This is a genomic window from Tumebacillus flagellatus (assembly GCF_000714935.1).
Taxonomy (GTDB): domain Bacteria; phylum Bacillota; class Bacilli; order Tumebacillales; family Tumebacillaceae; genus Tumebacillus; species Tumebacillus flagellatus.
On the sequence record NZ_JMIR01000013.1, the window covers coordinates 88,587 to 100,588 of the forward strand.

The 12,002-nt window shown below is 45.4% G+C and carries 12 protein-coding genes and 1 pseudogene; 3 read left to right on the forward strand and 10 right to left on the reverse strand.

The annotated features are described in order from the left end of the window. Positions 1-172: 172 nt before the first annotated feature. On the reverse strand, positions 173-853 hold the full coding sequence (locus tag EL26_RS10660; RefSeq protein ID WP_038088017.1) for a DNA alkylation repair protein: 681 nt from the start codon (positions 851-853) through the stop codon (positions 173-175). A 266-nt stretch (positions 854-1,119) separates the two neighbouring features. On the opposite strand from EL26_RS10660, the gene EL26_RS10665 reads away from it, so the two are divergent. Further along, positions 1,120-1,665: a GNAT family N-acetyltransferase gene (locus tag EL26_RS10665; RefSeq protein WP_038088019.1), complete on the forward strand. Its 546-nt coding sequence runs from the start codon at positions 1,120-1,122 to the stop codon at positions 1,663-1,665. 256 nt (positions 1,666-1,921) lie between these two features. Continuing rightward, entirely contained in the window at positions 1,922-2,122 is a 201-nt protein-coding gene (locus EL26_RS10670) for a hypothetical protein (RefSeq protein ID WP_038088021.1), read from the forward strand. On the opposite strand, the gene EL26_RS24555 is transcribed toward EL26_RS10670, so the two are convergent. Then, a complete protein-coding gene (locus tag EL26_RS24555) occupies positions 2,053-2,388 on the reverse strand; it encodes a DMT family transporter (RefSeq protein ID WP_081857119.1) in 336 nt (111 codons plus the stop codon). The genes EL26_RS10670 and EL26_RS24555 overlap by 70 nt on opposite strands. 77 nt (positions 2,389-2,465) lie before the next feature. Here EL26_RS24555 and EL26_RS10675 point away from each other — a divergent pair, with 77 nt between their 5' ends. Beyond that, positions 2,466-3,545, forward strand: coding sequence for a stalk domain-containing protein (locus tag EL26_RS10675; protein WP_038088024.1), 1,080 nt, complete (start codon positions 2,466-2,468; stop codon positions 3,543-3,545). 617 nt (positions 3,546-4,162) lie between these two features. On the opposite strand, the gene EL26_RS24560 is transcribed toward EL26_RS10675, so the two are convergent. From EL26_RS24560 to EL26_RS10710, 8 genes and pseudogenes are all read right to left on the reverse strand, one after another. Then, a complete protein-coding gene (locus tag EL26_RS24560) occupies positions 4,163-5,041 on the reverse strand; it encodes an HNH endonuclease (RefSeq protein ID WP_081857120.1) in 879 nt (292 codons plus the stop codon). A 282-nt stretch (positions 5,042-5,323) separates the two neighbouring features. Continuing rightward, positions 5,324-5,893: a hypothetical protein gene (locus EL26_RS10680; RefSeq protein ID WP_038088026.1), complete on the reverse strand. Its 570-nt coding sequence runs from the start codon at positions 5,891-5,893 to the stop codon at positions 5,324-5,326. Further along, the gene (locus EL26_RS10685) at positions 5,890-7,182 is read right to left on the reverse strand and encodes a helix-turn-helix domain-containing protein (RefSeq protein WP_038088029.1); all 1,293 of its coding nucleotides are present in this window, start codon (positions 7,180-7,182) and stop codon (positions 5,890-5,892) included. Before EL26_RS10685 ends, EL26_RS10680 begins: the two co-directional genes overlap by 4 nt. Positions 7,183-7,491: 309 nt before the next feature. Continuing rightward, positions 7,492-8,679 carry a helix-turn-helix domain-containing protein gene (locus tag EL26_RS10690; protein WP_152559238.1) on the reverse strand — a complete coding sequence of 396 codons (1,188 nt, stop codon included), beginning with the start codon at positions 8,677-8,679 and terminating at the stop codon, positions 7,492-7,494. Between the two features lie 270 nt (positions 8,680-8,949). Beyond that, positions 8,950-9,381, reverse strand: coding sequence for a hypothetical protein (locus tag EL26_RS10695; RefSeq protein WP_038088034.1), 432 nt, complete (start codon positions 9,379-9,381; stop codon positions 8,950-8,952). A 715-nt stretch (positions 9,382-10,096) separates the two neighbouring features. Then, a pseudogene (locus EL26_RS24565) lies at positions 10,097-10,228 on the reverse strand (sporulation initiation factor Spo0A C-terminal domain-containing protein); the annotation flags it as partial. A 150-nt stretch (positions 10,229-10,378) separates the two neighbouring features. Next, positions 10,379-11,074, reverse strand: coding sequence for a hypothetical protein (locus EL26_RS10705; RefSeq protein WP_038088040.1), 696 nt, complete (start codon positions 11,072-11,074; stop codon positions 10,379-10,381). A gap of 262 nt (positions 11,075-11,336) precedes the next feature. After that, positions 11,337-11,987 carry a hypothetical protein gene (locus EL26_RS10710; protein ID WP_152559239.1) on the reverse strand — a complete coding sequence of 217 codons (651 nt, stop codon included), beginning with the start codon at positions 11,985-11,987 and terminating at the stop codon, positions 11,337-11,339. Positions 11,988-12,002 lie beyond the last annotated feature (15 nt).

The window sequence follows — 12,002 nt, forward strand, 5'->3', positions numbered from 1 at the left end:
GTTTCAATCATGTCGCGAATACGTCCTTCTTTCAGTTCCCACGTGTGCAGCAATCGGCTGTCGGGTCGATCTTGCGGACCAGTTTTGCAAACGGGTTGTCATCTTGCATGCGTTCACGTCCGACCTATACGCGGCACGTCCTTTTTTAAAAAACTGCTCCGACCGCACAAGCCTACTGCTTGGACTTCGCACGACGCGCTTTGGTTTTCTCGATGTAGGCAATCGCATCCGGGGTTTTGCAATCGGTCTCCCCGTGATCAACGACCACTTTGCCGAGACTTTTCGCAATCCGAACCGCTTCCGCTTCCAGCGCCTCGCTGCGCAACCCGACGGCGATCAACGCGTTGTTCATGCCGTGCTTGGTGCGGTTTTTACTGGTCTGGAGGGTGGTTTCGATGTTGGAAAGAAACGGGGCGAAGTAGTCGTCCGGGTATTTTTTGTCGTGCGTGGCGACTTGGGCCAGCAGATGCCATCCGGCATAGCCAATCCACTCGTCGTCCGAACTTGTCCACTCGTCGATCCAGACTGTCGGATCGGGCAACTTGGCCGCCAGCGCCGCCAACGCATCCAACACCGGATACGACCGGTCCTCTTGGACCCATTTCTCCAACAATTCCGGTTGCATCTGCTTGGGATCGGCGATCATCGTCGCCAAGATACGCGCATCGTAGTTGCCCGTGCCCCAGAGCTGTTCCGCCAGCGCTTGGTCTTGCTTGATCTCCTTCTTCAACTGCTTTAAATTGGCAGTACTCACGCCATACAGGTTCTCGCCCGCTCCATGTCTGCGGTAGATTTTGCGGTTTTGCTCGGTGCCGTATGATTCCAGGCGGTTGATGAGTTCTGGGAATTCCATTAGGACCTCCTCCGATGGCTAAGAATCTACAATATCATTGATTATCAAACTTATTGGTGCAAAGTTGATAGCCGGTTTGTTTTTTTATTGTATCTGTGGTGCGCTGAGGATGCAATGCGAGTTGGTCAATCCCTTACAAAGAAACCCAATGAACACAAAAGGTTCACCGAGTGAGCGAGAAGATGTTTTTTGTTCTAACCATTGTCAAGAGAACGGAATACCCTGTTTTGGACGAAAGTGATTTCAGGACCAGAGGAGGCACGTGCATGATCCATTCCTCTATGAGTCAAGGTGCAGACGTGCGTTTGCTTGAAGAGCGGGACGTGATGGAGTTGTATGCGCTGATTGACCGCAACCGCGATCATCTGCGAGAATGGTTGGCGATCGGGGAAAGTGTCAAGTCGTGGATGGACGTAATGAGACTGGTCCAACTCAGTCGTCAACAGATGTCCGCCAACCAGGGCGGACAGTATGTGATCCTCTCGGAAGGGAAACTGGCCGGCATGATCAGCTACCACTTCATGGGATGGGAAAATCGTTCGACAACCATCGGTTATTGGCTGGGACGTGAATGTACAGGGCGCGGCCTGATGACGGACGCGACGCGCAAATTGTGTGATCTAGCGTTCGACCGTTACAAACTCAACCGCGTGGAAATCCGCGTGGCGACGGGGAACGAGAAAAGTCAAGCCGTGCCCGAACGTCTCGGCTTCACCCGCGAAGGCGTCATGCGTCAAGGTGAATGGCTGCACGACCATTACAACGACCTGATCATCTATTCCATGCTTGCTTCGGAGTGGAAAAAAAGTTAAGCCCGCACGCGCGGGCTTCAACTTTTTTGATTCTTCCGCCACTTGTTTTTGGTCATTCCTTTCAATCGCATATCTACTGCTTTTTCATCAGCTCAACGGGAATAAGGAGGTGTTGTTCACACCGCCTTACTTTGCTGAGTGAATTTGGCGAAGTATAAGCAGAAGAAGTCCATGAACGTTTATCCGTTTCCGGCAGGTCTTTTTCTACATAAAGTAAAGTGAGCTTCCACTTTCATCAGGAAGGAGTGAAACAGAGATGGACAAGTGCCCGCCTATTGTATGCCCGCCGATCTATGAATACTACGACTGCTACATCCCCCGCGAAGTTCCGATCATCCAGCCGATCGTCCGAGTCCAACGCCGCATCATTGTCAATGTTCCGCGCTATTATGTGCAGCCGGAAAACCGTGAAGAAGTGATCGACCCCGGCTGCCCGACGACCCCGCGCCGCAGGTAGTACCAAAAAGACCTCCTTTGCGCTTGCCGTGCAAAGGAGGTCTTTTTCGATTTACCGAATGGGCATGACGCCCCCACAAACAAATCCGAATTGATGATGTCCCTTCCCTGCACGTACTCCAAATCCCCGTTCTGCCGGATGGCAAAGACATTGCTTGACACCACCACAGCACCAAAGGCACCGCCCGTCAGGTACATGGGCTTCACTCGCTTCAACCTTCTCCAACTGCGGTCGCGGACGACAGCCAGAATCAAGAAGCTGGATATATGTCCTCAAATCGTATCAAACCTTGCATCAATCCAAGGGCACAAAGGGCACACCAAGACGAGAGGAGGAGGGTTCCATGAAAAACAAACTTTGGATCGCCGCCGGGATCGCGGGCAGCGTGTTGTTCGCCGGTGCCGGGGTTGTGCCCGCCTACGCAACAGGTTCTGTCACCGTCAACTCTCAACCTTCCGCTTCCGTCGTACACGTCACAGCCCAAGAGGTCAAGGAAGCCACGCCGGAGTATGAGTTGAATCTGCAAATCCCCGTGATTTCCGGTCTTTTGGACAGGAGGTATGAGAAGAAGCTCAATGATAAAATCCGAGCTCAAGCGGAGCAAGACAAAGCAGACTTCATTCGCCAAGCGAAGGAACAAGCGGAGTCGATGCGCAAGGCGGGATATGAAGTCCGGCCGGTGTCGCTGACGATCACGTACGAGGTTAAGTCGAGCCCGGACTCTCCTATTTTCTCCATGGAAGTGATCACGTCCGCACAGATGGGCGGCACCGGCAAGCCCCGGGCTGACTTTTACAACCTCTACAACGAGGCGACCACCCGAGAACTTCGCTTGCAAGACTTCTTTGGCGCTTCCTACAAAGCGAGACTCAACCAAGAGATCTCCAAACAGATCGACCAGCGCCTGCAAGAAGGCATTCCTTATTTCAAAGATCAATTCCAAGGCATCTCCGACAACCAAGGCTTCTACGTCCAAAACGGCACGGTCGTCATCGTGTTCGACAAGTATTCCATCGCGGCAGGGTATGTCGGCCTGCCGGAATTCAAGATTGCCTGGGACGGGCGTTTGCACGTGCCGTTGGTGCTGAACGGGAAAGAGTTGGAGAGTGCGGGGGTTTTGGTCGCGGCTGACGGATCAGAAAGCCTGTTCGTTCCGCTGCGCTCCGCCGCAGAAGCGATGGGCTTCACCGTCACGTGGAATCCAGGCGCGGGAAGCGTGGAACTGAGCCGCCAAGCGGTCTGGACACAACTGACGCTGGGACGCGATTCCTATTTCAAGAACAAGATGGCTCCGCAACAACTGGGAGCAACCCCCGTCCTGATCGACGACAAAACCTACGTCCCCCTTGCCTTTTTTGAGACAATTCTGGGAGGTCAGGTGGAACGCGGCGCGGACGGAGCTGTGAAAATCACACTCCCGTAATGACAAAAAACAACCCTTGGCTGCGAGGCCGGGTTGTTTTTTTATGGAAAAAAGACATTCTCAATTATTACTGTACAATTGTTTTCTGCTCCAGCCTCAATCAGCAACCATGGTGACAAACTCACTGCTGGTCGGTTTCGCCTTGCACACGTTCCCCAACGAGCAATGTTAAATAGAGGAAGAAGATACAATACGGAATTGTCCATTCTTCCTCTCAAAGCAAAAAATGTGTTACGCTGTTAGATCGTACCCTCTGCTCACTTTGTCGAAAAATTAGAAATGAACCTATTATAACGTTTATTGAAATTGTTCACAGAGAATACATAGGAAAACGGATTATCTCGAATCGCCTTCTCACGTTCACTCTTTACGCGAGCATATACAGTGGCCGCAGCTATCACCGCAGTTCCTGCAAGCATTGCGACTTTAAATCTATTGCTTGCATTGCTAAATGCCCATGCACCACCACTTAATAACATTGTGGGAGCTTCCAAAGTTCTTAGTTCTGTCAGACTTTTTAACGACGAAAATACAAAATCGATCTTTTTTTCTCCAAGTAACCTAACCAAGTAATAATTTCACATTAATCACACAACGAGGGATGCGCAGTATCCAGTTTATGGCTGAAGACCGATCCAGGTACGATGTGCTTCCATGAACAATCGGTGAGGTCGAAAAATCAATTCTTTCGGTAATCGTATTCTCTTTCCAGCCCATTTTCGAATCACATCATACGCAGGCTCTGGAGGTAGATCTTTTCCGATCATGATCTCATAATTGTTTGATATGGAGAACAACCCTGCGTCAAAAGCCCAATGATGATTCCGACACAAACAAATTCCGTTTCGTACATCATCGCTGCCGTGCATGCTTTTCGGATAAAAATGCGCACTTTCGACTTCTGGATTTCCTGAATGGTCTCGTAAAGCCGAACCACAAACGGCGCAGGCAAAACCGTAGATATACTTGACAAACTCCCTGAATTTATTACTTCTCCGACGACCTAATTTGGGGTCTGTGAGTTGAGGTTCAGGATTGACAAACAAGCGCTCTTTTTCCTTCTCTACCATCAAATCCATTCGATTGCGAACGACCGGTTTTCTACGCGCCCTTGGCTTAACTTCTCGACTAACCTCCTCCGAGACAGAAACTTTACATGTAGCTACCTCCTTTTTTTGCCGCCACATAAAAACTGACAACAAGAAACTTTTGTCTTGTAGAAGGTGTCTGGGCAAACAAGTTTCGAAGGAAGCATATAGTCTTAGTAATTTCGAGAGAATCGTCTCTTCCTCTTTAGGTTGGTGTACTGAAAGAAAATATTCAATTGATACCTCCAACTTAGTTGCTATAGCCTCAAGTACTTTATAGGAGGAATTTGCCTTATCATGTTCAATTTGCGATACCATCGAGGGTGTAATAAGCCCCGCTGCCAAATCGGATTGCGTCAATCCCAATCGCATTCTCAATTCTCTGATTTTTTGTCCGAGCGTACTCATTTTTTTTGCTATACCTCCAACTAACTTAATGTAATAACTAAATTAGTATAACATAAAATCAAACGGGAAAACTCGTCCAAGTTCGTACCGGCTCCTTGCAACCACTCTTCAAACTGCTTGATCGCGTGTTCATAAGTACGAATCGAGGTAGCTGACATTCCTCTCAGGACCTTTATCCGATATTGTAGTAAAGAAATATTATTCCACGAAATTTTCTACGCAAAAATGAAATAAGAAAAAGGACAACCTCTCAACGGTTGCCCACAATGTCTAATATGATCTCTATGCTTCCATTTCTCTGAACACCGTTGCAATCTTAACCTGCAACAACTTGCATTCGGTTTCTGTTCGGGTCGAGAGCATTTCTAGAAGTTCGTCGATCTGTTCCACAAGACCGTTTTTCTGAAAGATCTCCGTTGCCCGCTTAATCAACTCACAGGCAGCTTTGGTCTTATTTCGTACCAACAGGAGATACGCAAAGTTTTTGTACGCTCTCCCTCTCTCCGGATGCCCTTGTGGTGCGATTCTCAACGCATCTGCAACGTACCGCCTTGCGTCGGCCAGAAAAACTGACCCCTCTTCCGATGACCAGTAATTAATCAAGCTCTCTTCTGTATGAGTGTTGAGATTTGCAACCACACGAACAAGCGAGAGTTGGTCTAGCAACTGCTCTAAGTCCAATTCCACAGTCGAATCCATGCCATATTCCTGTGCCAACTGCGTGCGGTCTACAGACTTGATCATATTGAGAGACCGCCCTAGCGTATGTTCCAACATCAACAAGAGAAGATGAGCGCCGGACTCCTTCTGGATAAATTCGCTGACGTTTTTCGGCAACACCATCTGGCTCACAGTACGATCCCCCTGTTTTCTCTCACTTGTCGAGTGAATGACCACATCTCATGCATCACTCGCAATGCGCTCTGACAATCGTTGTTAGACTCGTACAGGCGGGAGAGTTCTCGCATCGTCTCTTCGTACTCTGTCTGACAGTTGGTGAGTTTGAAGCAATCCGCCGCCTGTTTCATGTATTTCACCGCGACCGCTTGTTGATTTCTTGCCTTTGCGATCATCGCCTGAGTTCTGGATACCCATGCTTGATAAGGATGAACGTTCGGCAAAAGGGTTCGAGCCGTTTGGCAGGATTTCTCAGCTTGGTCGAGCGTCCCTCTTTTAAGGTAGAGTTTCGCCAGTTCTGTGACAGCGATCCCCGCTTCTTCCTCCTGTTGCAAGTGTCTGTAACCCTCCACTATCTGTTCAAGGGTAGCAATCGCCTTGTCCGTTTCCCCCATTTCCCCTTGCAGAATGGCAAGATGTACATGGAGTGACCGTTTTTCCTTTTGGTTGTTCAACGTTTCAAAACACCATTGAGCACGTTGGGCAAAGTCCGATGCTTGCAGATAGTCCTCTGTCATCCGAGACGACATAGCCAGATTCAGATATAGATTCCCAAGCCCTTGTAGATCTTCTCTTTTTTCGAATATTGGAACTGCTGATTGTAGCGTAATAACTGCTTCTTGTACTTGGCCGGATTGTTTTTGAACCTCTCCCAACGTCAACAAGAGCGAGGCTTGGAGATGGGCGTCTGTTTTTTCTAACGAGTGAATCTTGTCAAGCGCGAGAGATAAATAATGCTCCGCGATCTGGTAGCGTTTCCGTTTCAATTCGACATTCCCCAATTGATGCAAGACGCGAACCTTTAAAAAGAGACTCCCATTCTGGGTGACTGTGTGTTCCAACAGTTGTTGAAAAGAAGCCCCTGCTTCGCGTACTTGATGAACTTGTAGAAGACAGAAAGCATAGTCAAACCGAATTTCAAACGGGTCTAGCTTCCCATCGTTGTTGTTGATGATCCTCTTCAAGATTGGAAGCGCACCCGAATATTCACCGGCAGAGAGCATTCCTTTCGCCAAACGATATTCACTAATCACAGCCATGTCCAATTTCGAATTGCCGATCAGTTCGTCTACGGAAATCTCTAATTTCTTTGCGATCTGCTCCAGGACTTGCCATGATGGTCTTGCTTTGATCGCTTCTACCTGTGACAGCATGGACGGTGTTACAATGCCTTGCGCCAACTGTGATTGGGTTAAACCCTTTTTCATTCGAATCAGACGAAGACGTTGACCGAAGGATTCCAAGTAAATCACCCCTGTATTTGTTTACCTTATACAAACACAATAAATCATTCTGTCGTGTTTGAGGTGATTTTTCGTTAAACAGGCTGACAGAACTTCCAAAACAAATTATTTTGTCATTAATAAAAGTGACAAAATAATGCCCCTCGACGCAATCACCGAGGGGCAAATACAATATGGCTATTTATAAAAAATCAATCCTCTAGGTTCGATGGGAACGATCTCCGCATTCTTTTTGAAAAATGAGGTACTTCCAAGAAAACATGTAGCAATTGCTACTAGGGAGAGTCCTAGCAGAAAACGCCGCTTCATCTAAAACGCCTCCTTTGCCAGAAATTTATAGGTCATGTCAGTGGATGCGTGACACTTTTTATAATAACTTATCGCTTTCTCCGAGTCACCCTTCGAGTCATAATATTCAAACAAACAGTAATACGAGAAGTCTCGCACAACTTTACTAACTCTCAAATCATCGCTTACATTCTGCGCGTATGCAGGGTCATCTTTTACAACGGTCTTGAGAATCTGTAATTTCCCCCAATAGTCAGGATACTCCCATGACATGGTTTCGTATTCACAGAGCACCCGTTCTGCTTTGTGAAGATCTCCGAGCGCTATCAGTGTTTTCACATAATCTTTGACCGCAATCATTAAAGTTTCTTCTCTCGATTGAACCAATTCTATCGCTTTGCTTAGCAGTTCCGCGGAAATGGAATAGTTCTCTGTCCTATACTCGAAATGAGCTGCGTTTATCATGGAGAGAGCAATTTGACGTGAGTTCCCTGTACGTTGAAAAAATTCGAGTGAGCGATACGCATATTCTTTTGCTAAATGAACGTGACCGCGTTCATTGGCCATATTCATTCGAGTATAGGATGTCATGCCAAGTGTTTCAGCATCCTCAGGGAATGCCTGATCTAGGGTGGCAAGCAGTTCTTCAACGTTACTATATTCTTTTCTCATGATATAGGTCAGCATAAGGTTCGAACTGACAATGTGGAGCAATTTGTTATCTTCAAATCTTTCATGGATGACATGGGCGCACTTCATTGATTCTAACCAAGTTCTATGCGCTTCGTCGTATTGCCTTTGAAGATACTGAATTCTACCAAGATTATTGAGAGCGTAGCCCTTCTCGGTATATCCTAAAGCAACCTCAACTAACTCATTGGCGATCCTAAGGGCCTGAGCTAACGTTTCTTTCGTTCTATCTTTCGAATCCAGAAGAGCAAGAAGTTCCTCCTCTTTCATATATGTATCCATTCTTCTTAATCGCTCTTCGCGAATATGCAGCCCGTTGGTGATTCTCTCCAACTCAGAAAGCATGATGGAACGCTCTCCCGTTAGAATTGTTCTAAAAGTTTCTCTGTTCATTCCAATTCTCTCTGCAAATGCACGAATCGAATACGAATCCCCGCGTTCTTGCATAATCTCTGCTATTCTTCTGCCGATTGGAATTGCTCCGAACGTAGAAGTTGCTGTATGATCAATTTTCCCCACAAAAATCCCTCCGTGAAATACTGCCTTCACATATAAACCATAAATCAACATCACTCATCATTCAATTATATATTTTGTTTCGTTAGATGTATACAATTTGTCTCTACAACGTCACAGTAAAAGAAACCAGAGCGGCTTTATCTTCTCCAGAGACACCCTGTACGAAGAAGGAAAGGACCCCTGCCGATCCGGCACGGGTCCTTTTTCATATAAAAAATACCCAATGCATCTGTTGAAAGATTCATCGGGTCTTTGGTTGTGCGTTTCGTATTAGTTCAGAGAGGCTGTAAAGCTGCCGTTTACCGAGCAGTTGCCCGTGTTTTTCACGTTGACGTAGTAACTTTTCCCGGGGGTAACGCTAAATGAAATCGTTCTGGAACCCGTGCCAGTGACAGTTTGCGAACTCATCAACACACCGCCGCTGTACAGTTTAAACTGGACGGACGGAGTATTCAGTGCGAGCGTCGATTGCGTCACATCGAGTTGCAAGAGAGTGCTTACCCCTGCATTAAAGGTGAGCGGAGTTGCAGACTCTTGCCCGATGGCCGGGCTGTAATAGAAAGTCCCCAGATTGGTAAGGGACTGAGTAGCGGTCACGGTGGACGGCGCCAGTGCATGCAATTCAGTCGGGGCAGCGTTCGCTGCGACCGGGATCATCCCGATCCCCACGGTTAAAGCAAGAGCCAAGAACTGTTTCTTCATTATCATCTTCCCCCTATTCATTTTGATACTAATATCCTACAACAAACAGTTTGCATAAACAATTTATTTATATTAAAATAATTATATACGCAAACAAAATAACCCAATGCATTCAAAAGATTCATTGGGTTGATTCTTTGTCTTTGCCCCTTCTCCCAATCCTGAAAACACTTTTAAGAGCAAGGAAAACCGAATACATCTAAAATAAGATTGAACGGAACGACAATCGTGAGAAATATCCAATTGACTCCGCTATAGATGCGCAAACGACCCCCGTTTGCATCTACTTTCAACAAATAGCCGTAAATGACCCTGCAAGCGTGCGAGCTACAACGACGCTCCCTGCTAAGCGTCGGGCCAATCTCCTTACTTTTTTCTGCGTTGCGGCAGATACTCCTTTTAAAGATGTAACTTCGATGATTTTCCCAGCTCCAGACTCACAGATTTCGCGAAGAAGCGAATGTTTGAAAAAACACGCAAAAACTCCTCGCTGAAAAGGTTCCTCCTGCTAGTAATGTCAGGTCCAAGCAACTTGCAAGAAATACATGCTGATATACCTGATAATTGAGGAGACAACCCAACACAAAAACCCGACGAATATAAAAATTCATCGGGTGAGATGGATAAAATATATTGGTTCCAAAAATGAGTGCATCGGCTTTCACGAGTAGGAATTGATGAGTGCGATCTGCCTAAACCCTCGACGAGCCAACAACTACGAAATCTTCGCCTCAATCCGCAGCTTATCCGCGACCATCGCGATAAACTCCGAATTGGTCGGCTTCGACTTGCCCACGTTCACCGTGTTGCCAAACAGCGCGCGGATCGAGTCGACGTTGCCGCGGCTTGGTGTAGAAGGGTTTTTGGGATTTGGTAACTTTTTACTACTGATACTATTGCCCGACATTTATCGGTTTCCGATCTGAAAGTTTATTGGCTCCATTCAATTACCCTAATTCTACCACATCCTCTTTCATCCGAAAATAAAAACCTGATATCAAATATTTTTATCAGATACAAAAGACATCATATCCATTTTGAAGTTCGCAAAAGACCTCCAGTTAAGCAAATTTATTACTTCAAATGCTTTGTTTGTCTTTTGATAATCAGAAAACTGTTTACCAAATTCCTGTGTTAGCTTATCGAAACAATCATTTAGCCACTGGGTCATGCTATTGTCTTCGTCATAGTGCATTGATTGATTTCTTGCCTGTCTGAGTACTATTTTCAACGGCTGTGTTCCTACCAGTCTTCCGTTTGGACATCTTTCGAATGACTGTTGTGCTTTTGGAGCTGGAAAAGTAGTCGTTATTCCTTGCTTCGCAATCTGTAACAACGTTGAAGACAAGCAGTTTATAGAGAACTTTTTAGCATCGAAGGATTTCTTCAATGATTCTACATCTCTATTTTTATAGTAATGATCTTTTTCTTCTCCAAAATAACTATCCCACTGACCTTGAATTGCTAGTAAATAGTCATCATCGTCATCTGAGAGTGCCAAGTTTTGAACTCGATTCAAATTAAATTGAATTATCCTTTCGAGTTTTCGAATTTCTCGCTCTAATTGTTCTATCTGAGTATATTCGGTCCAAACAATAGCAATTATTGATTCAACCGCAAATTTAACATCTTCCAAATATTGAATCATTTCTTCTTTCCCTTTTCGATAGTTATCTTTGCTTCGATCCGTCACCTTTTATCACACTCCCAGTCAACTTCAACCCATGCCATCTACTCAATACCAATAGAATCCATTCTATTATAGTCATTAATCGAAGGATTTTCCATTGCTATCGACCCATCCAGCTATAACCCGAACGGACATAGTGTGCCTAGGGGCTATTGCCGATTTGACTTGTCCTAAAAGTCTTTAACCACCCCCGCCCCCTGCCTTTTCCATGCGATGAAATCTCAGTTTTATCCAAAAGAAAAAGCCCCCTCTATTGGTGGCTTACTCATTCATTGTAAATAATCATTAACACTTCATTTCTATTGATCAGTATCTCCGATCCCCTAAACTCAGGATTATTTCTTGTCTTCACTATGTAGTCACCTCGTTTAGTAATTGATATTAGTTCAACATCAATTACATCGCCACCAACCAACTTCATCATCATTTTAATATCCCTAAATTTGTTTTTCAAGACATCCGCGACTACCTGACTAACCATCATAACTACAAGTGCTGTGTTAAAAATCTCAAAAAGGATCATCACTCCAAAGGCGAAGATATTTTGAAGATTTTTTAGTTCCCAAAATTGCTCCCAACTATAAAAAAATAGACTATTCGAAAATATATCCATCAAAAACAGTAATACATAAATTATTTCCCGCGACCAATAATCCCTGCCTTTTCTCGATAAAATGTTAATTATCACACTAATTAAAATCAACGTAAGAAGCACGATACTAGTAGTTATACCAATCCCGATTGCTTTATATAGAGAATATGCCATCCACATACAAAGCATGATAAACAAAGGAGCAATTGTGATTGTGCTTATTTTCCTTTTTATTAAATATAGGTTCTCGAACTTTTCTATTTTGCTGATATTCCTATCAAATAGTGGTTCAATCTTATTTGCAATACCTTCCAGATTTATCACCAATAACCCCCCCAA